We start from the raw sequence: 25,194 nt of genomic DNA on the forward strand, positions 1-25,194 counted from the left end.
TCATACCTGTGTTGCGGTTCTGGCCCTATCAGGCCGTCTTGATACGCAACACCGTCATGGAGCGGGGCTCGAGGCGCACATCGACGGAGTTCCCGCTCGCCGTGACCGCAGCATGGCGCGGCACAACCGCATTAGGCTCCTCGAAGCTGTTGTGCACCGCCAAGTTCTCGCCCGACAGCACGATGGTGCTCGCCAGAACTGCTGAAGCGCCATTCAGGGCAATGGTGGTGAACTCGACGGTTTCTCCGGGATGCACGATCTTCACGATCACATCTCCACTCTTGGTCTCGCGCACCGCGCTGGCAAAAACACGGCCATCTCCGGCGTCGCTTAGCTTGGTGGGCAGCACCACATCACCGCGATTGGTGCTGAAAAGTTGCTGGACATAATAGTTCGGCGTCCGCACTAGACTGAGGTTGTCCACCCAGATGAGATCGGGCGACCATTGCCAAGCCTCGCGATGCGCAAACAAGGGTGCATAGGCCGCCATCGCCACGACATCGGCGTTACGCTCAAGACCTGTCATGAACGCGGCTTCAGCCAGCGCGCATTCGAGATCGTTCACATTGTTGGGGCTAACCGGCTTTTCGCTTTGCGCGGCATATTCGCCGAACAATACCTTCGGCCCTTTCCGATCATAGTTGTCAAAGCGGTGAGCGTTCTCAAAGAACCATGGCGGACGCGCATAGCAATGCTCATCGACGATATCGACCCCAAGGGCGCTAAGCTTTGGCCAGAGGTATTTGAAGCGCTCGTCCGCCGGTTCCGGGCCGGTGGAAGCAATCAAACGGATCTTGGGATATTTGGCCCGGAACGCCTTCAAGAAAACCGTCAGGCGCTCGATATATTGCGGGCCCCACTGCTCGTTGCCAATCCCCATCATGGTCAGGTTGAAGGGCGCGGGATGGCCCATCGCAGCGCGCTTGCCACCCCATTCGGTCTCTACAGGACCATTGGCGAACTCTACGAGATCGAGCGCGTCTTGGACGTAACGGTCGATTTCATTCATCGGGGCCAGTTCGCCCGAATTGAACTGGCAAGCCATGCCGCAATTTATGATCGGCAGTGGCGCCGCGCCGATATCCTCGCAGAGCAGGAAATACTCATAAAATCCAAGGCCAAAGGACTGGTAATAGTCTGGGGCCGGGCGGTGCAGGAATTCGTAGTTCCAGCGATTGATCAGCAGCGGGCGCTCCAGCACCGGCGCGATGGTCGCCTTCCAAGGATAACGCTTGTCGAGCTCGCTACCTTCCACAATGCAGCCGCCCGGAAAGCGTAAGAAACCCGGCTTGATGTCGGCCAGAGCCTGCACCATGTCGGCCCGAAGACCACCGGGACGGCCCTTCCAGGTATTTTGCGGAAAGAGCGAGACCAGATCTATATCGATCGTGCCGACGCCATCCACCAGGATGTAAAGCTTCGACTTTGCATCGGTTGCTGTGGGACGAAGAACGGCTTTGCGCTCTTCCCACGCCGACGGCAGCTTTTCCAGCTTAATCTGTTCCAACAACAAGCCGTTCTCGCCATAGAGCGCAACCCGCAAGGCCGGCGTTCCGGAGGTGCAGCGCAAACGCAGGGTGAGGTCATAGGCCTCGCCAGCCTTCACGCCGATGCCGCGAAAGCCTTCATTGGCAACGCCGAAAACATCGCCCCCTTGCGAGGTGAGGCGCAGAAAATGGGGATGCACTGCCGAGAAGGGCTCGTGGTTCATAACCGAACATTCGCCGCGCGCCTTGCTGGGCGAAATTTTCTCCCAACCGGTCATCGGTTTTGGAAAAGAGAAGCAGCGGTTCTTGACGAGTTCTGCATAGAGCCCGCCGTCAGCACCGAAATTGATATCTTCGAAGAACAGCCCCCACATTTCGTGGCTAATCGCGGCGCCGGGCTTGTCCGCATGGATGGTGATGGTTCTTGTCATGACATTTCCTGGCTGGGCGTTTCTTGGCTGACTTGGTGGCGGACGTTGGTGTTGTAGTAGCTGTCTGTGATGAAATAGCGGAACATCAAAAGCCCCATGCCGAGGTGAAATACACCGGGAATGACCGTTAGCATAAGCGCGATTCCGTTCAGCGTAGCGGCACTTTGCACCACATCAGGCTGATAATGATAGTAGGTCAGAAGCAGGCCGACCATACCCGCCGCGAGGCTCATACCCATCTTTTGGCAGAAGGAAATCCCGCCAAAAGCCAACCCGGCTACCCGTTTGCCTTGCTTCACTTGCCCGTAATCAACGCTCTCCGAAATTAGCGACCAGAATACCGGTGCCTGGAAATCGACGATGAAGTTGATCAGGAAATACATCACAAAGGCCGGGACCACCGCCCCAGGCCCAACCATCAGATACATCGCGATACTTAACGCGAAGGTGATGATCTGAGACCAGCGGAAGACCTGAACCTTGCACACAGCCTTGGTCAGCCAAGTGGACGCCACCATGGCAAGGATATTGCCGATAATACCGACCGTGATGAACGCGGCTTGGAGCTTGGCATCGCCACCGAGAAAATATTTAGCGTAATAGAGCCCGACCGAGCCGCGGATGACATAACCAATCGTGCCAGTGACACAGGCCCCGGCGAGACACAGCCATTGGCTGTTGCTGGCGAGTAGCCTCAACTGCTCGCCGAGAGGCTTGCGCTCGCTTTTGTGTACCACGCGCTCGGTGGTGGTAAAGAAGCAGAAAAAGAACATCAGGGTTGCCGCCGCAGCCATGATCGCCATCGCGACCTGATAGCCTTGGGCAAGATGGGCTTCTCCCCAGCGCGCTGCAAAAACCGGTACGAAGGTGTTGACCAGGAGAGACGCGCCCTTGGCAAAGAACAGGCGATAGCCATTGGCCGAGAGCCGTTGCTGCGGATCATCGGTCAGCACCGCGGGCAGCGATATATATGGAATAGTGATGCAGGTGAAAACGAGCATCATCAAAATGTAGGTGGCATAGGCCCAGATCAATTTGCCGGTGTAGGAAAAATCCGGCGTGGTGAAGACCAGCATGATCGAGACGCCGAAGGGCACAGCGAAAGCAAAAAGATAGGGGCGGTAGCGACCCCAGCGCGTCGTGCGCCCGTCGGTGAAGATACCCATAGCCACATCGGCGAAGGCATCGATCAACCGCGGCAGGAGGCCCAACAAGGCGATATGGGCAACGTTGAGACGATATACGTCGGTGTAAAAGAAGGTGATGATGATGGCGAGCGATGACCAGACGATGTTCACCGCCGCATCGCCGGCACCGAAACCGACTTTCTCAACCAAGGAGAGTTTGGAGCTTTTCATGGGGGTCAATTCTTGAGCGTGGTGTGAAAGCGATCTAGGGCGGCCCCATCGACCGCTGGCCAGCCGGTGGCATCCCAGGAAATGGGAAGTATCTTCAGGCGATGAAAGTTGTTGTCGGCCGCCTCATAGGCATGCATCACAACAACATCCTTTCCATCCAGGTTATAGACGCCCTGCCCGCCCCATCCGGCCCATTTGGGATTTTCGGAGAGAAGCGGTGTGCCGCCACCCTTGACCATGTCGACGCCATCCTTATCGAGATAAGGCCCGGTGATTGTTTTGGAGCGCCCGACAGCGACACGATAGGTCGAGGCCTTGCCGCGGCAGCAATATCCGGTCGAGACAAAAAGGTAGTAGAAATCGCCCTTGCGATAGAGAAACGGGCCTTCCACGGCACCATCGCCCGGCGCTCTCGCATCAGCACCACCGCGCGGCCGCGCCGCGATGCTGTGCCATTCCTGGGGCTCGGCTACGTGTATGCGATCGGGATTGAGCTTCACAAGCTTGATGCCGGACCAGAAGGAGCCAAACGCCATCCAAGGCGTGCCGCTTGCATCGTCGATGACATTGGCATCAATCGCATTCCAGTCATCGCGACCGGCAACAGAGCGCAGGACGATGCCTTTATCTTCCCATCTGTAATCCGGCGACGCAGGGTCGAGCGTCTTATTGACTGCTACGCCAATGGCGGAGTCATTTTTTCCAAAGCCGGAAACCGTATAATAGAGGTAGTATTTGCCGCCCGCATAGCTGACATCAGGGGCCCAGACATGACCGTTGAACGAGGCGGAAACACTGCGCGCCCAAACCGGCTCGCCAGCAAAGACCCGCCCCTGCCCGCTCCAATGGACACGATCATTTGAGCTGTAAAACGTAATGCCAGGCCCCGTGCTGTAAAGATAAAGACGTTTGCCATCCTTGATGAGCGCGGGATCGTGAATATCGACCTCGGGCAAGGCCGCTGCGGAGGAAATGCCGCCCAGAAACATCACAACGATGATGGCGAGGGTGTTGTTTACGCTCATGACTGTCATCCGACACATCGATGAATGTTCGACCTGCCTCGGAGCAGATCTTCGTGAAAAAATGGGCGACAACCGGTCGATTTCAGTCGGACCGAATTGCCGCCTTAAGCGGGACACCTAAGCTCCCATGATCGGGGCTGCGCACAGGGAGGACTGCTTCAGCCGCGTCCGCCATGACCCGACGGAAAAAAGAGCCCGGCCGCGTTACGCAGCCGGGCTAGCCATCAGTTCGTCGAATAGCGAAGCCCGATCGCGAAAGTCCGGCTGAAGAGCGCAGTGCCGAAGTTCGTCACTTCGGGATCGCCCTGACCGGCGCCATGATAGTATTGCTTCTGCTTGCCATTTAGCAGATTGGTACCATCGAAGGTGACCATCACGCCGTCCCAGGCCTTATAGCTGATCTGGAAATCCAGGCTGGATTCCGCCCGGCGCCAAATACCCAACGGATTAGCGAAGGACGCGGCCTCGTTGGAGTAGTGGAATTTCGAACGCCAGACATAGGATAGGCGGGCGCCGACATCATCTCTCTCGTAGATGGCCGTAAGATTGTAGGAAAGCGGTGACACGCCCCACATCGGCTCAACAAGATAAGAGGTGATGTTGCCGGTGGTGGAGTCCGTCACAGGTGTGTTCTGCGACGAGCTAAGGATAGTCATGCTGCCCTGCGCGCCAAAACCTTCCAGGAAGGACGGCAGGAAGTCGGGGAAGTAAACAGCCCCGAGTTCAACACCCTTGAGGTTGCCCTTGGAGGCGTTCATCGGCTCGACGATGATGAAGTTGTTGGTGTTGTACTGCTTCTTGATGGCATCGCCCGCGAACACTTTCGCGACATTCTGCGTCACAATGATGTTGTCGAGGTCACGCCGGAACACCGTTCCGTAAATGGCGCTCGACGGCGCGAAGTACCATTCGGCGGTCAGGTCGATGTTCTTGGCATGCACCGGCTTCAAATCTGGGTTACCGCGCGAACCTGTGGCGTATCCAACCTTGGTCACATCCGCATTCAGGATATAAGTGGGGTTGAGATCGGTGAAGCCAGGACGGCGCAGGGTTTCGCCGTAATTGGCCCTGATCTTGATGTCGTCGGTCGGTTCATAGGCCAGCGCGACGCTCGGCAGCCATTTGGCCGCATAGTTGCTTCCCTCGGTCGCGTTATGGGTGCCATTGGCGATGAAGTCGGTGTGGTCATAGAAGGTCATGTTGTCCTTGACCTGGACCCAACGCATACCGGCATTCATGGTCAGCGGACGACCAAAGACATCTTGCTGAAGATCCGTTTCCAGATACACCGCGGTGTTCATTTCGGTGATCTTAAAGGTCTGGAACATCTCATGCAGACGCGCATTCGTCAGATCGTTGCCATATTGGGTGCGCAGCTTGCCGATATTGTCATAGACCCAGCGGCCATCGACATTGATCCATGAATGAGGCACATCCGCCACATCATCAAAGAAGCCGCTGTTGTAGTGATAGGCCGCCTTATCCACGGAGGTGAACGGCTGATTTAAGTAGCCGCTGGCCTGACGGTAGGACTCCGCGGCGTTGCGGTTATCATGCCGGAAGCCAAACTTGATGTCTTTGACGATGCCGAGAATCCCTTTGGTATCGTATTTGCCGTCGAAGGACAGCGTATAGGCCTCACCCTTAGTATGATTGGCATTGTCGTAGAGCTGTGCGGTATTCCAGAAGCTCGGATCTGTCAGACGATTTTGGGTCGAGCCGAAATTGAACGCCATAATGCCGCCACCGGAGTTGAAATCGACATTGATTTCCGGCGCAGTACGCTCGATTCGCATCGCGGTGAAAACGGTATTATACTGGCTTGCTTGATAAGAGATATCGCCGGTCGCGCTTAAGCGATCCGTCAGCTCCCATTTTCCGTTGAGGCCGTAGACATAGCTGTTGGTCTTGGAAACCGTCAGATCGCCGCTGTTGAAATCGTAGACGTTACCGACATGGCGCGTCTTCATGACGTTGGTACCGCTGAACAGCGTGACGCTGCTGGCGGGCGGAATTGCCGGCTTTGCCCCCGCGAAATCGCCCCACCAGTCTACGAAACTAAACAGCAGGTTATTGTAGGTCTCATTGCGGAAGCCATTGTACATGACTTCGAGCGTGTAGGTGGAATGCTCGCTCGGCGCCCACTGAATAGCTAGATTGGCGTTCGGGCGCGTGCGTTTGCCGGTGAAGTCGCTCTGGAAAACGGCATCGCGAGCCAGGTAATAAGGGACCGCCGCGCCGTTTATCATCAAAGTCGAGCCGGGCTTCTCAGAAAGCCCGCCCGGGAGGCCGGGCTGCCACAACGTCTGGCCAGGAGCACGGCAGTCGCCATTAAAAATTCGTTCGAGCGGAGTCCAGCCGTTGGGATTTGAATGCTCAATTGGTGGCTTGACGCTATTGTCGACGCAAGTGTTGGCTGGTCCGCTGCCTGGAGCCAAGCTGCTGGCAGGACCTTCTACGGAGAATGGCACCAAGGCGCCAGGCGTGGAGCTCTCATCGCGGAACCGCACCACCGACCAGCTCACATTGGCGAGAACACCGACATCGCCAATCGAGGTCTTCCAGCGATTGCTCACCAACAGGCCAAGATTGGGGTCAAAGGCACCGCGCTTTTCCTCATAGGTTCCAGTGGCGGCACCCGTGAGCTTAAAGCCCTCGAAGTCGAAAGGCCGATAGGATGAGACATTGAGCTGACCAGCGATACCGCTTTCGATCTGGTTCGATTCACGGGTCTTATAGACATCCAATCCGCGCACCAAGGTCGCGGGCATATCCTGCATCGAGAAATACTGGCCCGATGACGTGAAAAGCTTGCGCCCGTTCCAGGTGGTTTCAATATCGCCAAGACCACGAATGTAGATGGAGCCGACCTGACCACCGCCGCGGTTGGTCACCTGAACGCCGGATAAGCGCTGCAACGCCTCGACAATGTTGTTGTCAGGCAGTTTGCCGATATCTTCCGCGATCACCGATTCAACGACCTGCGTCGACTCGCGCTTCACATCCAGACCTTGGGCAATTGTCGCCCGGATGCCGGTGACGACGATGGTTTCCATCTGCTCGGACTGCGCCATCGCAGCGCCTGACATCAGCGCCACTGCGGAAACCGAACAAACCAGAAGTTTCTTCCCGAGCATATTCCCTCCCTGCTCATATTTTTTCTGTCTGAATGAATACTCAGACAATATATGTGCGCCCACTTTCTGACGCGTTCGGCGCAAATGCAACGAGAGTTTCTTGCTGCGCTGCACGATCAAGCGCCGCAAACGACCGCTTATCGATTACATCGACCGCTTATCGAAAATGCTCTCGCAAGGTTTACTGAAAGTCGAGAACTGTTGTCTCAACGCATCACCGCGCATAATCTCAAATCATTCGAGAGCCAATTGGTGCAGCCCATTGCCCACTTCTCGCCGCCAGCAAAGAAGACGATAATGGTAGCGTTACCGGTTTAAGCGACAGCATTGAGCTTCCACGAAACAGCACCCGGCTAGGAAAATTACGCCGGAGAAAACGTGACCATGCACCAGACAGGTTCGTCCGATTTGAACAAACACAATCTGCGCCTGATGATCACGGTGATTGTCGCCGCTTATCTCTTAATTGCAGTCTCAAACGGCATCGATTGGATAAGCCGTGCACCTGCTGCACAGGCATTAGACATTGCTGCCTGGGAATTTCTTTATAACGGCAGCGCCTGCATCACCAATATCGCGATATGCTTGATCTACGCGCGGCTCTTCGGAAGAGCTGCAAAGCCCTGGCTGTATATCGCGCCACCGATATTATGCTTTGTCGGCGGGGCACTCTGGATCACCATCGCGCATTTCGTCATCAAGCTGCTCGGCTTGCCACATTGGATTGGAGTGCCGATGAGCTGGATCTCGCTAACATTCCAGGGCGGGCTGGCAAGTGGAACGACGCTATTTCTCGTTTCCTGCGTCGCTTTCGGCCTAGATTATTGGCGCCAAGCAGCTCTGGAACGCGAGAACGCACGAGAGGCTAAGAGCCTGGCGCACCAAGCACAGCTTCGTATGCTGCGCTATCAGCTCAACCCGCATTTTCTATTCAATACCCTCAACGCGATCCGCGGATTGATATTGGAAGATCCACAGCGCTCACGCCGCATGGTCTCAGAACTCGCCGACTTCCTTCGCTATTCTCTCGATGGTCGTGCCAGCGAAGGCACTGTGGGAGATGAACTCGAGGCGATCGAAAACTATCTCGCCATCCAGCGGACGCGTTTTGAGCATCAACTCGATGCAGAAATGCAGGCGGATCCTTCCGCCCTCTCCGTCGCGCTGCCCAGCTTTCTCATCCATCCGCTGGTCGAGAACGCGGTCAAGCATGGCATGAAGACCGGGGTCATGCCGCTTAAGCTCAGGATCGAGATCACCCGGAGAGATCAGACGCTGAATATCCGAGTTTCAAATTCCGGCCAGCTCGTACCCAAGCATGACCATTCATATGAAGACACCGGCATAGGACTTAAGAACATCACCGAGCGACTCGAACTTGCCTTCCCCGCCCGGCATAACTTCCGATTGGAAGAAAAGGATGGATGGGTCACTGCCGAAATTGAACTTCTGCTGACAGCGACAGAGACACAGGCATGACACGCCATACCGCCTTGATCGTTGATGACGAACGCATCGCGCGCAACGAACTCGAATACCTTTTACGTGATCACCCCCAAATCGACATCGTGGGACAAGCGGCTTCGGTAGATGAAGCCGTCGAGCGCATACAGGCATCGCGGCCAGAACTCATCTTTCTAGATGTCCAGATGTCCGGTGCGTCCGGCTTCGAGTTGTTTGAGCGTATTCCTGTCGAGGCTTGGGTTGTTTTCGTCACGGCGTATGAGGAATTCGCGCTGAGAGCCTTTGAAGTGAACGCACTGGACTATTTGACCAAGCCAGTTCGCCCTCAGCGCCTTGCAGCGGCACTCGATCGCTTCCTGCATCGCATTCGGCTTGAAGCACCCGCAGTAGGTCTGAAGATGTCGGACTCGATTCTTCTTACGGTCGGCCGTCAGGCTCGCTTCGTCAAAATCGCCACCATCGACTACATCCACGCCGAGGGCGATTACACCAGAGTTGTGGTGGATGGCGGTTCAATCGGGATTGTTCTGAAATCGATGAAAGAATGGGAGCAGGAATTGCCGCCCGACAGCTTCTATCGCATCCAGCGCTCAGCCATCGTCAATTGCGAACATGTCGAACGGCTGGAAAAGCACGAGTCCGGCGGGTTTGCCGTGTATCTGAGAAACATTGAAGCCCCTTTGCTGATGAGCCGCCGCAGTGCGCGCCAGTTCCGCGAGCGTTTCATGGCCTAGGCTACAGCCTGCATTCCCGGAAAAGAGCGGCATAAACTCTCAGTTGCAAGACCACATCCGTCACAAGATTGAAGTAAATCCTTGATCTAAGCGAGGCCCACGCGAACTAGGTTCTGTTGGGAATGCCGTGACCGAAGTCCGATGCATGAATGAGTTGGGGTGGGATGGGAGCGAATGGCGCAATCTGGTGCGCCGCGTTGCCAGATTATCCAATCGCAGCGATGCCGAGGATCTTCTGCACTCCGCCTATATCCGCTATCGCGATCGCAAGCCCGACACTAAAATCGGCAATATCAATGCCTTCCTGATCCGCACCGCCGTCAATCTCGGTATAGACGAGCACCGGCGCGAGCAGCGAAGGCGTCTGGAATGCCTGGACACCATCTCGGACGAGCGCAGCTGCGAGAAATCCCCGGCACAAGATGAGGCCATCGCTCATCGCCAATCACTATTTCGCATATCCTCGGAATTGAACCGCTTGAACCCGCGCACCAGCGAAATCCTGATGATGCACCGGTTCGAGGGGCTGACCTACTCCGAGATCGCAGCAAAATTGAAGATCACCCCAAGCGCAGTCGAAAAGCATATCGCAAAGGCCATGGCGGTGCTGACACAGGCCATGGAATGACATCTGCCCACACTGATAAACAACTCCGGCTTGAAGCTTCAGAATGGTTTGCCCGCCTGCGCGCCAGCGCGGTGAGCCCTGAGATTGAGGCGGAGTTCTTCCGCTGGGCGGCACAGAGCCCGCGCCACGCCGCGGCCTATGAAGCTGTGTGTGCGGCCTGGGATGTGCTGGGTATGGTACCGGCGAAGCGCAGGCCGCGCCATGCGATGATCGGGCGGCGCGAGTTTGCCGGGGGCGCGATTGCGGCGAGTCTGGCGGCCTATTTCCTTTTGCGCGCAGAGCCCGCGGAAGCCAAGGTTTTCAAGACCGCGATCGGTGAACAGAAGCGCTTCACCCTGCCCGACGGTTCAGCCCTCTTGCTCGACACGGCGAGCGAGGTCTCTGCCAGCTGCGATAAGATCTCGCGCACCGCCAGCCTTGGCTGCGGCCGGGCGCATTTCGATGTGACAAACGCGCGCGAAAGCGCGCTGGTGGTGCGGATCGGCGACATTTCCGTTACCTCGCATCGCGGCCATTTCGATGTCTTCCGCGGGGAGGACGCGATCTTCGTCTATCTGCAGCAGAACGATGCTGCCGTGCAAACCGCCAATGGCGACAACGTGAAGTTGCGCCCAGGTGATTATCTGCGCGCGCCTATGCCTTATGGAAAGCTCGTCATCGACCGGCCCGCGCAAGAGGCGATAACCGCTTGGCAGCGAGGCATTTTGGTTTTCGATCAAACAACGCTCAGCGACGCCGTGCGGGAGATGAACCGCTATAGCCCTGTCAAGCTCACGATCAGTGATGCGAAAGCGGCACAATTAAAAATCAGCGGCGCGTACGGGGCGGGCAAGGCCGCAGAATTCTTACACACACTTACGCTACTCCTTCCCGTGCGTGCGCAAGCCCGCGGGGACGGCTTCGAAATTACCTCTACGCTCTGAATTCCAGCGCAGTGCGTCGAGAAAAGGGGAGTGTATGCGCGGCCGGATCAGACAATTTCCTGCGCTGATCGTGGCCGTGGCCGGGTTGAGCGCGTTCTGCGCCGCGGCCGACGCACAAACCGTATCGTTACAGATTCCGGCCGCGTCGCTGGGCGCTGCCTTGACAGAGGTCGCGCGCCTGACAGGGCGCGGCGTTCTCTTTACGCCCGATACCGTGGAAGGGCTGAAAGCGCCCGCCATTCAGGGCAATCTCACAGCCGAGCAAGCGGTATCCCAGTTGATTGCGCAAACCCCGCTGGAGGTGGTGGCGGATACGGCAGGAAACTTGGTCGTCCGCCGCCCGCCGAAAGCCAAACCAGTCGTCCCCGCAGTAACTTTGCATGAGGCCTTAGAGCCGGTCGAAATCGTGCGCGTGGTTGCTACGCGGGAAAGCGCCGACGCGCTGCAATTCAAGGCCATCGCGCCGGTCAGCGCGCTTTCGACTGCCGATCTCGAACATACTGCGGTTCACAATGCGGCGGAGGCCTTGCAGCTTCTGCCAGGCATCAATGTCACCAATACCGGCAATTCCTTTTTCGGCGGCATCGATGGCGCCTCGCGCGGGGAAGGCATGTTCGCCCAGGTGCGTGGCATGAATTCTGAATACACGCTGAACATGATCAACGGCGTGGATGTGGCGCAAGGCATGCCCTATAGCCGCGAGGTGCAGCTTTCACTGCTGCCGCCCTTCGGGCTTCAGACCATCGTCGTTTCCAAAACCGCGCAAGCCGATATGCAATCGGATTTCATCGGCGGCGCAGTTGATTTTCGCACTCCCACCGCCTTTGACTTTGCGGGCGATCACAGTTTCTCGATGACCTTGGGCGGACGGCTCGAAACCCGCGCGGTGGATTACGGCGAAAACGGGATTGGCAGTGTGGCCTCCGCCGAAGCCTCGCAAAAATTCGGCGCGGAAAGCCAATTCGGCATCTATGTCAGCGGCTATTACGATATTCGCCAATTCGCCAATAGCGAAATGGGCGCGCTGATGGAGCTGACCGGCGACAAAGCCTGGGCCTTTGCGGCGGGCGATCGGGCCGGAAAAAATCCCGCCGGATATAATGCCGAGCGCAATCTGCAATCCACGGGGTTCAATGTCGGCATTTCCAGCGGCTATACCGCCCGCTATGGCACCAGCGCGTCTCTGGTTTGGAATGCCAGTGCAGTTACCAGCTTTTATACGCGCGTGACCTATGCCTATGCGCATACCGAGCAGAACTCCACCCTCAGCCAAATACTGGGTGCGGACATCACCACGGGGGTGAATGGCATTATCACGAGCGACGGGTTCTACCGACCTAAAATCGGCAAGGTCTCGACCCGGTTGTGGTATGAGACCAATCCAGAAATGGCCGACCTCGGCACGGCGCAGATCGGCGGCCAAAGTGCACTCGGGCGTGCCACGGTATTCGGCAAGTTCTATTACAGCTGGGGCAATAATGACCGGCCCAATCACATCGAGATTTCGGCGCGCCCCGACAATGATTTTATTTATGGCGGATCCTCCCTCGCGACATTCGATGCGGATGGTTTTCCGGTTCCCACCCTGACGCCAGCGATGTTCGACCGGCTCGGCCATGTGGGTGACAATCTTGTCCGGCGCGGCGGACAGCTGACCATTCAGCATTCAGGACAGGATAAGTTCGGCAGCATGCTGGATGCGCAAATCGCGCTCGGCGAAAGCGGCTGGATCAAGCTCGGCGGCAAGCATGTGGAGAGCTGGCGCAGCACCGACAACACCGATTTCACCAACGCCATCTATACCGATGGCACCAAGTTCTCGACACTCGGCCTTTACACGGAAAATTGGAGAGAGGTCTATCCAGGAAAATATGGCTGGTCGGTGCCCAAGATCGATCAAGACGCGCTGTTCAAGCTTTTCCATGCCCGGGTGACAGCCGCAAGCTCCGACAGCTGCGCCATCCCCGCCCTGCTCGGCATCTGCAATACACAAAAGGGGCGCGAGGCGGTTTCGGCCACGTATGTGATGGGCAACCTGCAGCTCGACACCCTGGAAATTCAGCCCGGGCTGCGGTTCGAACACACAGAGATCAAGAATGTCTTCTGGCAGGATGCCTATGACAAAGCGGGACATTGGAGCAGCGGCAGCTTCGCCTCCAGCCGTACGGTGTATGATGAGCTTCTGCCGAGCCTGTTTGTGAATTGGCGGCCAAACGAGGCGGGCTCTTATCGCGCCTTGATCTGGACGAGCTATACCAAGCCGGCCTTTGTGCAATTGGCGAGCGCCGAAACCATCACCCGCAATGACAGCGGCACCAGCATCCTTGCAGGCAATCCCGATTTGAAGCCGATCAAAGCCCTTAACGGCGATGTTTCGGCCCAGTGGAGCCTGGCCGATGGCACCTATATCCAGACATCGTTTTTTGCCAAGGCGTTGAGAAACTATCTCTACAATTCCGGTTCAACGCTGGTCAATCCTGCTTTGGGCGATGAGACCCAACGGGTGCAGCCGCAGAACGGCGGTGACGGCCATGTCTATGGGCTGGAGATCGAATTCCGTCGCGAGTTTCCCGAATTCAAGGGCTGGCTTTCAGGCCTGGGCGTGGGCGCGAACTTCACCCGCCTTTGGACCCAAGTCGATCTCGGCTCAAATACGGCCCTGCATCACGAGCGCATTCAAAACGCGCCGAGTGGGATGGCGAATGTGCAGCTCTTCTATGAGCGTGACGGCATTCAGTTCGATATGCTGTGGCATTATTCCAGCGCTTACGTCTCGCGCTATGACATTCTGCATCAGAACGCATCCTGGGATCATGAATGGATCCAGCCAATGCAGCGCGTGGATCTTCATCTTGGATATGCACTAAGCAATGGGCTGCGCGTGGACGGTTCTATTTCCAATCTGCTGGATGATTTCACATATTGGTCACATGTAGGCCAACACACGACGACGATTTCCGATATTGCCGAAACGGGTCGCACGGCCATTCTCACCTTTAAATACGCGCTTTAAACGCCATCTCGCGGCGCGCGAGACGTCACAAATATTTCGCAACATTCTTGCTGAGGTGTTTGACACCCCACATCGTCCCTTAAGCGCTGCTGTCCTGGCAGCTTGCGCTTAAATGGGGAAGATATGTTAAACCGAAGCACAACTCTGCGTTCACTTCTTATGGCGAGTAGCGCGGCGGCGCTGTTTGTGCTGCCGTCCATGGCCGAGACCGCGGATACGAGCAGCGAGACCATCGAAACCGTGCGCGTGGTGGGCACGCGCCAGAGCGCCGATGCGCTGCAGCTGCGTGCGGATTCCACGATCAGCGTGCTGTCATCGCAAGATCTCGAACATACCGCGGTGCATAACGTCGCCGAAGCGCTGCAGCTTCTGCCCGGCATCAACGTCACCAACACCGGCAATTCCTTCTTTGGCGGCATCGACGGCGCCTCGCGCGGCGAAGGCATGTTCGCCCAGGTACGCGGCATGAACTCCGAGTTCACGCTCAACCTGATCAATGGCGTCGACGTCGCCCAGGGTATGCCCTATAGCCGCGAAGTACAGCTTTCGCTGTTGCCGCCCTCTGGCCTGCAGACCATCGTCGTCAACAAGACCGGTGGCGCCGATCAGGAACTCGACTTTATCGGCGGCTCGATTGATTTCCGCACGCCCACCGCGTTTGACTTCTCGGCTGACCAGACCTTCAGCGCTACGCTGGGTGGCCGCGCCGAAACCCGCGCCTTCGACTATAAAGCCGATGGCATGGGCTATTCCGCTTCGGTCGATGGCTCCAAGAAATTCGGCGCCGCCAATCAATTCGGCCTTTATGCCAGCGCCTATTTCGATCAGCGCCATTTCGTGAACAGCGAGCTGGCGGGCAAGACCGAAGCGGGCAGCGACGGCCAGTGGGCTTTCGTGGTTTCCGACGCGGATGGCAATAGCCCCGCAGGCATGAACCCGGCGAAGAACCTCACCTCGATCGGCTTTGGCGTCGGCATCTCTTCCGGCTACACCGTGCGCTGGGGCGGAAATGTTGCGGCCGATTGGAACGTCAACAGCAATGTGCATGTCTATGGCAAGGCGTCTTATGCCTTCGCCCATACCCGCCAGGACACCACCTTCAGCCAGATTCTGGCGACCAATGTGAAGCGCGGCTCCAGCGGCGTGCGGATCGGGACCACCGATCTTTATCAACCGCTGATCAACGACGTTTCGACCCGCTTTTGGTATGAAACCAACCCGGAAAACGCCAATCTCGGCACGGCGCAGCTCGGGACTGATGTCAGCCTGGGCAAGTTGAGCCTCGACGGCAAGGTCTATTACACGTGGGGCAAAAACGACCGCCCGAACCACGTCGAAATCTCCAACCGCCCATTGAATGAAGATGGGGGCGGCAACGGCTTTGCTTACGGCGGCACGAGTCTGATCAGCTATGATTCCGACGCCTTCCCCTATGCCACACTGACCCCGGCGATGGCGGCACGCCTCGGCAATCTCGGCGCCAACCCCGCCCGCCGCGCTGGTGATATGAGCTTCCAGCACTCCGGCCAGGAAAAGGCGGGCGTCATTCTGGATGGCAGCTATGCGGTGGATGACGAATGGCTGCAGTCGGTCAAGTTTGGCTTTAAGGAATCGACCAGCTGGCGCCATGTCGACGCGCTCTATACCGAAACGCCGAACTTCGGGAATACGCCGCAGCTCTCTACGGTGATGTTCTCCGATCTCGGTATCTATGACAGCATGTGGTCGCAGGCTTATCCCGGCAAGTACACGTGGTCAGTGCCGAAGATCAATCAGGCCAAGCTGATCGGGCTTTATCAATCCAAGCCGACGGTGATCGATAGCTGCGATGGCCGCAATTATGCCGGTTATGGCTACGGTGCGTGCGATACGCAGAATGGCCGTGAGACGGTTACCTCTGCCTACGCGATGGCGACGCTAAAATTCGGCGACGTCGAGGCCATTCCGGGCCTGCGCTATGAGCATAGCGAAATCCACAACGTCTTCTGGAAGGACAATTTTGTCACCGACAAGACCACCAAGAAGACGAATTGGGTAAGCGGCGGTTTCACCTCCAACAACACGTCCTATGATGAAGTGCTCCCGAGCCTCTTCCTCAACTGGCGCCCAGCAGATGGCGCCGTCTATCGCGCCTCGGTGTGGACGAGCTATACACGCCCCGCCTTCATTCAGCTGGCTGCGAACAACAGAACGCAGACCAACGCGGACGGCTCGACCAGCATCACGGAAGGCAATCCCGACCTGAAGCCGATCGAATCCGTCAACTACGAGCTCTCCGGCCAGTGGTCGAGTGAGCATGGCGGCTATCTTCAGGCCTCGGCCTTCGCCAAGCAGCTGTCGAACTACATCTATAACAGCGGCACTAACTTCGTGAACGGCACCAGCATCACAACGGGTAATACAGCCGATACGTCAGTGACCTTCACCAAGCCGATGAATGGCGGCTCGGGCCACATCTATGGCATCGAGCTGGAATTCCGTCAGAAGCTGGATGAGGTCTCGGGGTGGCTGGGCGGCTTTGGCCTGGGCGGCAACTTCACCCACAACTGGACCAAGGTGGACCTCGGCGCCAAGACGGGCCTGAACAGCGAACCAGTCCAGAACGCGCCGGATAACGTTGCGAACATGCAGCTCTTCTATGAAAAGGACGGCCTGCAGTTCGACCTTCTGTGGCACTACACCGGCTCTTATGTCGCCAGCTATGATTATCTCGGCAAAGGCGCCAGCTGGGATCATGTCTGGGTGCAGCCGACGCAGCGCGTCGATCTGCATGTCGGCTATGAGATCAGCGATGCCCTGCGCGGTGACGTCTCGGTCTCCAACCTGATGGATACCGAATCCTATCGCGCCCAGGTCGGCCAGTATTCTTCGGCCCTGTCGGATGTGGTCGATACCGGCCGCACCATCCTCTTCACGATCAAGTACAAGAACTGATTTTCCGTACCCCTCTTAGAACTTGGGCGGGATTCACATCCCGCCCTTTTTTTGTGTACCCCAGACCGCCAGTCCCCAGATCAATCAGATAGGGTCGTAGCTGCTATTACCCGAATTTGGGCTTTGCAGATGAGATGCGAATTTTAAACACTATAACGTGTACATGTGTGATAAACGCGCAAAGCGCGATATAATTAACCAATAATGCGTCTCATTAACACCTTTTAGTTGCAAGCCGATTTATACCACTACCCTGATATTCTTAAGGGGAATGTGATGGCCCAGGCCGCTCGCCAATCAAAGGTAATCTCGGCAACAAAAGTTCTTCTTCTGGCATCTGCCTCATTTGCCACTATCTCGGCGCTTAGCCCAGCATGGGCCACACCATCGGGCTTCTTAGATTTTACCACGAGCGGCAGCCTCAGCGGCTGGACCACATATGGCACCGTCAGCACGAAGAACGCCACAGACTCCCTTACGCTCGGAACCAAGCCATTCCAGCTGACGCCCGCAACGGGCGAATATATGGCGAAGATATCCCCCCTTAACTCCGCTACCCAATGCGCTGGCCCCAACTCTTGCTCGGCGATCGACAGCATTATGGGCCTAACCAGTGGCCAACTTTCCACGGTCTTCAACACTTTGCCGCTCACAAACACAAGAAGGGCGACCAATTTCGGCATCATGACGGAAACAGCTTCGCTCGCGGCGGGCAGCTATACTTTTTATTGGTCCTATGCGGCGGGCGACTACAAACCTTACAATGATGGCGTGCTGTTCGCGATATCGGGTGGGGGCACTGAAACAGTGTCCGTTCTTGCCAATAATGGCGACGGTTCAAATGGCGGTACGGGCGGCGGCGCACAAGCGGGAACGGTGGTCGTTGGCGATTACGGCGCTACGCAATGGGCCGCGTATACCTTCACCGTCGCCACAAGCAGCACATATCAGCTGAGCTTTGCCGCTTATAACTGGGGCGACACAGACAATTCCTACGTCCCGACTCTCTATATTGGAGCTTCGGCGGGTACTGTGACGGGCGGCTCGACATCCCCCATCGACACCAACCATACCTACTATCTCGCCTCCAATCTGGGCTCCTCGGTTGCGCCTGATTTCAAAGGCGGGACATTGCGTCTGAATGCTTCCGGAACCATCAGCAACGCATTCGCGGTGGAAAACTATACCGGCAACACAATCGATGCTTACGGCAATACCGGAAACTTCTCCGGTGTTATGAGCGGCGCCGGTGGCCTTACCATCAAAGACGGGATTGGCGGCGGCAAGGTGATTTTTACCGGCGCGAACACCTATACAGGCGGTACGACGATAAATTCGGGAGCAGTCCTGCAAATCGGCATCGGCGGGACAACAGGATCGATCGCTGGCAACGTCAATGACCTCGGCACGCTGATCTTTAACCGCAATGATGCCATTACCTATGCCAATGTAATTTCCGGCACCGGTGGCCTGATCCAGGCCGGTAGCGGCACGCTGACTCTGACCGGCACGAATACCTATACCGGCGGCACGACCATTGGCGCAGGCACACTGCAAATCGGCGATGGTAACACCTCCGGATCGATCGCAGGCGATATCGTCAACAATGCGGCTCTCGCCTTTAATCGCAGCGATGCGATCACTTTTGCTGGAGCGATTTCCGGCACCGGTGCCCTTACCCAAGCAGGCAGCGGCACCCTCGTTCTGACAGGTGCCAACACCTATACAGGCGGCACGACCATTGGCGCAGGGACATTGCAAATCGGCGATGGCAACGCCTCCGGATCGATCGCAGGCGATATCGTCAACAATGCGGCCCTCGCCTTTAATCGCAGCGATGCGATCACTTTTGCTGGTGCGATTTCCGGCACCGGCACCCTTACCCAAGCAGGCAGCGGCACCCTAGTTCTGACAGGTGCCAATACCTATACAGGCGGCACGACCATCTCCGCTGGCACGCTGCAAATCGGTGACGGCAACACATCCGGCTCAATTGCGGGTGACATCACCAATAACGCCGCGTTGATCTTCAACCGTAGCGATGCGATCACCTATGCCAATGTGATCTCCGGAACCGGTAAACTGACTCAAGCCGGTAGCGGCACACTGATCTTAACGGGAACGAACACCTATAGCGACGGCACAACGGTTTCAGCAGGCACGCTGCAAATCGGCAATGGCAGCACATCGGGCGCGATCACGGGAAACGTCGTCAACAACGCGACGCTCGCCTTCAACCGCAGCGACAGCATCACCTACGGCGGTATCATCTCTGGAACCGGCGGCGTGAGCGTGAGCGGCGGTGGAACAGTCATCGTGACGGGAAACAACACCTATACCGGTCAGACCTCCATCGCTGCTGGATCCACCCTGCAGATCGGCAATGGCGGCACCACGGGCGCCATCGTTAGCGATGTCATCAATCAGGGTATTCTGGCCTTCAATCGCAGCGACAATGTCACCTTCAATGGCAATGTCACTGGAAGTGGCACGCTGGTGCAGAACGGCACCGGCAAAGTCATCGTAACGACCAATTACACCGGAAAGACCATTGTCAACTCCGGCACGCTGCAAATCGGCAATGGCAGCACATCCGGCACCGTGGCGGGCAATATCGTCAACAACGCCACGGTGGTTTACGGCCAAGCTGCAACGACAACCTATAGCGGCGTCATTTCCGGCGCAGGCAGTTTGGCTGTCAGTGGCGGCGGCATTGTCATCCTCAACGGCTCGAACACCTATACCGGGCCGACGACCGTTACAGCGGGATCGCTGATCATCGGCGACAGCACCCACCAATCGGCGACGGTTCTGAGCGGTGTCACGGTGAGTAACAATGCCATTATTGGCGGCTATGGCCTGATCGGCGGCAATCTCTTGGCTAGCGGAGGCACCGTAAGCCCCGGCAACTCGATCGGCACGCTCACTGTTTCGGGCAACTATTCCCAGAGCTCCGCTTCAACGCTCAAGATCGAAGTCACACCCACCGCAAGCGACAAGCTGCTGGTCAAAGGAAAGGCGCAGCTTGATGGCACGCTAGCGATATCCCTGCTGCCCGGCACATACGGCACGACCCTGTATCCGGTGCTGACCGCGAGCAGTATTAGCGGCACCTTCGCCACGGTTACCTACACAGGCGGCGATGCGAACATGGCCTATGGCGTCATGTATGGCGCGCAGGAGGTCGATCTCGCCGTGACTCCGAAAGCCTCGGGTCAGATCTATGGAGATATTGTTAGCCAGAGCCTCGATACGGCGGTGGAGTTGAACAACACCACCCTTGAGCGGTTGAACAGCTCGACGGCCACCGGCTGGAGCGCGTGGAGCAAGACACTGGCTGGCGCGAGCCATACCAGCGGCGATATGAGTGTCGGAAGCTTCAATGCGCAGCTTTGGGGCGTGATCAGCGGTGCCGATTACCAGTTCAGTGGCGGGACCAAGCTGTCGGGCGTCTTCTCCTACACGCATAACCAGATCGGCGTGCATGACCAGAATGACAAGGCGTCCGTCGAAGGCTATTTCTTCGCCCTGGCAAGCCACATTCCCGCCAATGCCTTTACCTTTGATGTTTCGGCATTCCTGCAGAACAACGTCGTCGATACGCTGCGCCGCAAGGGCGGGATCGGCGATGCCGCGGGCTCAACTAACAATCTTGTCGGTGGCGGCTCGCTGCAGGCCAAGTATTCCGGTGGCAATGGCGATCTTCAGCCCTTTGCTCGCCTCACCGTGGCAAGCATTGGCACAGAGTCTTTCACGGAGGCCGGAACACTGGGCTTCGCAGTGGCATCGCAAACACGCATTTCGGTCCGCGGCAGTCTGGGCCTGGAAGCCAGCCATACCTTCCTGACTGAAAACGGCACGCGTATCCTGCCGCGCTTGCAGATCGGCATGGAAAACGAGTTCGGCGAGGTCAACCGGGAAACAGCGATCACCTTCGCTTCCACGAACTTCCTTGCCCCCGCCCCCTCGCCTTCACGCTTCGGCGCCTTGGTTGGCGCTGGGGTGACGGCAGCGTTGCAAAACAGGCTGGAGCTGTCGCTCGATACGCGCGGCCGGATCAGTGCCAACCAAATAGACGGTATTGTGAGCTTCGGTGCGAAGTACAAGTTCTAATATCTGCAATAATCAGGGCCTCCGCTACACCGGCGGGGGCCTAAGTCTCATAGGCTATTCCGAAGGTGAAGGTTCGCCCGCTGCGGGTGACGACTTCGAGACGTTTCGCAGTAGCGTCGGTATATTGAATGATCGGCTGGTCGGTCATGTTGATGCCTTCCAGCGTTGCCTTCAGATGATCGCCGATGCGGTAGTGCAGCGCGAAATCGACATTGCTGGTCGCCGCATAGTAATCGCCGACATTGCCGTTAGCCCCCGGCCCGCCGCGATAGCCGCCGCGATAGGCCTGAGACACCCGAACACTGAAGCGATCCCCTTCATAATAGAGCGTGGCATTATAGGAGAACTTGGAAAGATTGAGCAGCGGTAGAGAAACCGCTCGGCCGTTGAAAATCACCCGACTGTTGCCATCGACATAAGTGAAGTTTCCGGTCACACCAAAGCGATCAAACGGCGCTGGAAGGAATTTGAAATCATGCTGGATGGCCACTTCCATGCCAGCAAAGTCCGCGCCCTTGCCGTTGACCGGAGCAGTGTAGTTATAGAGCACATCGGGATTCTGATGCGGCAGCAGGAAAGACAGGGGAAAGCCGGTTTGGCTGTAGGGCATCACCGTGGTGGCGGTGGTGATGAAGTCTTCCATGTTCTTATAAAAAACGCCAAGCGATGCATAGCTCGAGCCCCGATCATAATATTCGAGCGAAGCCTCCACGGAATCGGCAAAGAAGGGCCTGAGATACGGGTTTCCGGTCGAGACCGTGCCGCCAAAGGGCGCAGTGGTGAGCGTGCCGGCGGCGGCAAGATCAGACAGTGCCGGACGCGAGATATTGCGGTTTGCACTGAAGCGGGTGAGAAGATTATCTGCAAGACTGATGACGAGGTTGGCGGCGGGAAGGACGTCATCATAGCGATAGGATATCGCCACCGGCGCGAGCGAAGAGCCATTGTTCAGGGTACCGCGCGAGGAAATCCAGGTCGAGAAATAGCGAAACCCGATATTACCGCGCAGAGGAAAGCCGAACAGCGAGGCCTCGCCATCGAGCTTCACATAACCCGCGAGCGTATCCTCACCGAGGCTGTAATCGGAACCGGGCACAGTATAGGCGACGGTTAGCGCCCTGGCTTGGCCGATGGTGTTATAGGTCGCATCAACAGCGCCGACCACATAAGGCGCGACCGTGCTTTGCGTGAGAACAAACTTATCGTCTGCGAGAAGCGGCCGATCCGCGGGATCGTTATAGAAAACCTTGTTGCTGCGGTTCCAGCCACCATTGCTGAAGCTTTTATACTCCATACCAGAGGAAAGCCGCACACCATCAAAGACGCGCCATTCCAGATCAAGCTTGGCGTTGAAATAGCGGCTGGTGATCGCCTCTTCCTGGCTGTCGAGCCGCATTAGATTCCACTCGCCCGGCTCAGTCAGTGTTCCGCCATAACCATTGATGGGTCGATTAGGTGTGGTGTAGTCGAATTGAAAATTCCGGTTCTGCGTTTCCAGAAACACCTTGTCGAAAACCGGCAGGCCGTAAGCTGAGCGCGAAACACCGACCAAGGCATGCAAGGTGAGACTCTCGTTGACCTCCATCCTTCCCGTCAGCGCGGCCTGATAGAAATCGGTCGCGTCTTTCATCTCATTGGCTTCGCTGCGCAGATCGACATGCGAGAAACCGGCCTTTAGAAGGCTGTTCTGCGTGATGAAAGCGTCGTCGAGGCGCTGGGTACCGGTGATGTCCACCGTGAGCCCATTGGTGCCCGCCGCCGCAAGGGCATAATCTTTTCGGTTATTGGAAAGGTGGCCGAACATCACATCCAGATCAAAATCGAGATGGTCCGACGGGCGGTATTGCAGCGCGGCGGTGGCACCGATGCGGGTACGGTGATTGAACCAGGAAGAGTATGTTTCGGCGATAGGAAGATATATCTTCCCGGCCAGCAGGGTTTGCGCGTCGGCTTGGGAGATATTCACGCCGATATTGGCGCTGCCGAAAACTGCCTGATGCCAGCCCCAATTGCGATAGCCATATTCCACCGAATTGGCGGTGGAGGCCGCGATAGCGACGAGCGCCCCGAAATTTCCCCAACGGTTGGAGACAAGCGCGGCCAGATGCGGCGTCGGTGTGGCGCTGGAGGTGTTCACCATCGCCTTGCCGGAGACGGCCATCTTGAAGCCGGGGAAATCGAACGGCTTCGGCGTGCGCAGCTTTGCCGTGCCCGCGATGCCGCCCTCGTCCTGATCGGCGGCATAGGATTTCTCTATGGTCACGCTGGAAAAGAGTTCGGAGGAAAAGAGACTGAAATCGAAACTGCGGGTGCGGCTGACAAGGCCACGGTTATCCATGCCGGAGGCCGTATTACCCAGCACTTCCATGCCATTAATCTGGGTGCGGGCGAAATCCGGCCCCAGGCTGCGGATGGTGATCTGCCGCCCCTCCCCTGAGTCGCGCGTGATCGCAACACCCGGAATGCGCTGCATGGATTCAGCGAGGTTGATATCGGGGAAGGCCGCGATATCGTCGGCGACGATGCTGTCCTGGGAAATCACCGCTGCAAATTTCAGATCGATGGCGCGTTGTAGACTGCCGCGATACCCGGTGATGACGACTTCCTCCGGCGCCACCTCCTCCATGACATTCACCGGCTCCGGCGCGGCGTGCTTCAGCACATACCCTCCCGCCACATATTCGGCCTTGATGGGCAGGCCTGAGAGCAGCCGGGCTAGCGCCTCGCTGGCGCGCATCATGCCATGCACAGGCGGCGTCTTGAGACGGGCGGTGTTGACCGCCGTCATGATCTGCACATCGCCCTGGAGCGATAATGCCTGGATGGCGCTGGTGAGATTACCCGCCTCGATGGCGAAGTCATGGGCCAGCGGTTCCGCCAAAAGCGCGGACGAAATGGCGGCCGCACCGGCGCCAAGGCCGATTACCCAACCTGCCACCCTCCGACGTCCCACAATACGCACTCGGCTTATCCCAAGGGACATTAGCCAAGCCGCATGTCACAAATGTTATGGGTTCAGCGCAAGGCGAGTGTCAGATCGGGCTGGCGGCCATAACCTTTCAAGGCGATGTGATCTGCATAAAAGGCGAGCACGGCGTAAGCGGTCTCCTCGGTATCGAGCATGCCTTTGAGATTCACGCAATGAATACCCGAAACCACGCCATAATTGCCGTCATGGTTGTGCCCATTCAGCCAAAGCTTCACGCAAGGATGCGGCGAGATAAGCGAGATAACGTCTTTGGCATTCCAGAGGTTGTGCGGATTTTCCGGGAAAATCGGAAAATGGCAAAGCAAGGCAACTCTTTTTCCCGCGCGGTCCGCGGCGGCGAGAATACCCTCCAGCCAGGCAAGCTGTGCCGCTCCTAAGCCCCCATCCCAATTGGGCGCATCTGGATATCTCTCAGCCTTAAGCTTGCGGCTCGCCACATCCTCTGCGCTGCCATGCGGCCAGCCATAGGTGGAAAGATCGTTGCCATCGAGCACGACAAATATCCAGTCCTTATGTTCGAAGCTGTAATAGCGGGTCGGCATGCCGAGACGCGCGGCTATGCTGGGCTTCAAATCCTCGGCTACCGCAAAATCGTGATTGCCGAGCACAGAATGCAAGGGACAGGTGAATTTCGCCGTGAGCGGCAGAACGGTATCGAAGTTTTTCGCATCGCCATCGATGAAATCGCCCAGATGTACGGCGAAATCGATGCCGGCATGGTTCAGCGTTTCGACGGCTTCTGCAATCTTTGCGGGCGCACGGCGATAGAGCCGCGGCGGTTCATCGTCTTTATCGGCATATTGGGCATCAGCGATCACCCCAATCCTGAACATGGCCGCCTCCGCCTTGGCTTGGCGGGACGCCAAGAAGGCCAATCCAGCCGACAAACCCATCACCCGCCGTCTATCCATGGCCTCGCATTTCTGTGCAGAAACAGTCCCGGTGGGGAAACCGGGAC

14 protein-coding genes are annotated in these 25,194 nt (G+C 57.3%); 7 read left to right on the forward strand and 7 right to left on the reverse strand.

What is annotated here, in order from left to right:
* Positions 1-28: 28 nt before the first annotated feature.
* The 4 genes from FHS83_RS02175 to FHS83_RS02190 all read right to left on the reverse strand — a co-directional run bounded on the left by FHS83_RS02175 (position 29) and on the right by FHS83_RS02190 (position 7,438).
* The gene (locus FHS83_RS02175; RefSeq protein ID WP_167080435.1) at positions 29-1,918 is read right to left on the reverse strand and encodes an alpha-L-arabinofuranosidase C-terminal domain-containing protein; all 1,890 of its coding nucleotides are present in this window, start codon (positions 1,916-1,918) and stop codon (positions 29-31) included.
* Complete coding sequence (locus FHS83_RS02180) at positions 1,915-3,276, reverse strand: MFS transporter (protein WP_167080437.1); 1,362 nt, start codon at positions 3,274-3,276, stop codon at positions 1,915-1,917. The genes FHS83_RS02175 and FHS83_RS02180 overlap by 4 nt, the downstream gene beginning before the upstream one ends.
* Before the next feature lie 5 nt (positions 3,277-3,281).
* Positions 3,282-4,301 (reverse strand): family 43 glycosylhydrolase, encoded by a 1,020-nt coding sequence (locus tag FHS83_RS02185; RefSeq protein ID WP_167080439.1) that lies wholly within the window; start codon positions 4,299-4,301, stop codon positions 3,282-3,284.
* A 224-nt stretch (positions 4,302-4,525) separates the two neighbouring features.
* On the reverse strand, positions 4,526-7,438 hold the full coding sequence (locus FHS83_RS02190; RefSeq protein ID WP_167080441.1) for a TonB-dependent receptor: 2,913 nt from the start codon (positions 7,436-7,438) through the stop codon (positions 4,526-4,528).
* A gap of 384 nt (positions 7,439-7,822) precedes the next feature.
* On the opposite strand from FHS83_RS02190, the gene FHS83_RS02195 reads away from it, so the two are divergent.
* The 6 genes from FHS83_RS02195 (at position 7,823) to FHS83_RS02220 (ending at position 17,134) form a co-directional block, all read left to right on the forward strand.
* A complete protein-coding gene (locus FHS83_RS02195) occupies positions 7,823-8,917 on the forward strand; it encodes a sensor histidine kinase (RefSeq protein WP_243846248.1) in 1,095 nt (364 codons plus the stop codon).
* On the forward strand, positions 8,914-9,636 hold the full coding sequence (locus tag FHS83_RS02200) for a LytR/AlgR family response regulator transcription factor (protein ID WP_167080444.1): 723 nt from the start codon (positions 8,914-8,916) through the stop codon (positions 9,634-9,636). Before FHS83_RS02195 ends, FHS83_RS02200 begins: the two co-directional genes overlap by 4 nt.
* 145 nt (positions 9,637-9,781) lie before the next feature.
* A complete protein-coding gene (locus FHS83_RS02205; RefSeq protein WP_167080446.1) occupies positions 9,782-10,264 on the forward strand; it encodes a sigma-70 family RNA polymerase sigma factor in 483 nt (160 codons plus the stop codon).
* Complete coding sequence (locus FHS83_RS02210; protein WP_167080447.1) at positions 10,261-11,187, forward strand: FecR family protein; 927 nt, start codon at positions 10,261-10,263, stop codon at positions 11,185-11,187. The genes FHS83_RS02205 and FHS83_RS02210 overlap by 4 nt, the downstream gene beginning before the upstream one ends.
* Before the next feature lie 34 nt (positions 11,188-11,221).
* Positions 11,222-14,200: a TonB-dependent receptor gene (locus FHS83_RS02215; RefSeq protein ID WP_167080449.1), complete on the forward strand. Its 2,979-nt coding sequence runs from the start codon at positions 11,222-11,224 to the stop codon at positions 14,198-14,200.
* A gap of 159 nt (positions 14,201-14,359) precedes the next feature.
* Entirely contained in the window at positions 14,360-17,134 is a 2,775-nt protein-coding gene (locus FHS83_RS02220) for a TonB-dependent receptor (protein ID WP_167080451.1), read from the forward strand.
* Positions 17,135-17,382: 248 nt separating this feature from the next.
* Here the strand turns inward: FHS83_RS02220 and FHS83_RS02225 are convergent, their stop codons facing one another.
* Complete coding sequence (locus FHS83_RS02225) at positions 17,383-17,820, reverse strand: hypothetical protein (RefSeq protein WP_167080454.1); 438 nt, start codon at positions 17,818-17,820, stop codon at positions 17,383-17,385.
* Between FHS83_RS02225 and FHS83_RS02230 the strand changes: the two genes are divergently transcribed.
* Complete coding sequence (locus FHS83_RS02230; RefSeq protein WP_167080456.1) at positions 17,819-21,247, forward strand: autotransporter outer membrane beta-barrel domain-containing protein; 3,429 nt, start codon at positions 17,819-17,821, stop codon at positions 21,245-21,247. The two genes, FHS83_RS02225 and FHS83_RS02230, sit on opposite strands and share 2 nt — an antisense overlap.
* 40 nt (positions 21,248-21,287) lie before the next feature.
* Here FHS83_RS02230 and FHS83_RS02235 read toward each other — a convergent pair whose 3' ends face one another.
* Both FHS83_RS02235 and FHS83_RS02240 read right to left on the reverse strand, forming a co-directional pair.
* Positions 21,288-24,185: a TonB-dependent receptor gene (locus FHS83_RS02235; RefSeq protein ID WP_208414187.1), complete on the reverse strand. Its 2,898-nt coding sequence runs from the start codon at positions 24,183-24,185 to the stop codon at positions 21,288-21,290.
* A gap of 77 nt (positions 24,186-24,262) precedes the next feature.
* Positions 24,263-25,147, reverse strand: a complete 885-nt coding sequence (locus FHS83_RS02240; RefSeq protein ID WP_167080458.1) for a metallophosphoesterase — start codon at positions 25,145-25,147, stop codon at positions 24,263-24,265.
* Positions 25,148-25,194 lie beyond the last annotated feature (47 nt).

Origin of the sequence: Rhizomicrobium palustre, from assembly GCF_011761565.1 — a bacterium.
GTDB classification, from domain to species: domain Bacteria; phylum Pseudomonadota; class Alphaproteobacteria; order Micropepsales; family Micropepsaceae; genus Rhizomicrobium; species Rhizomicrobium palustre.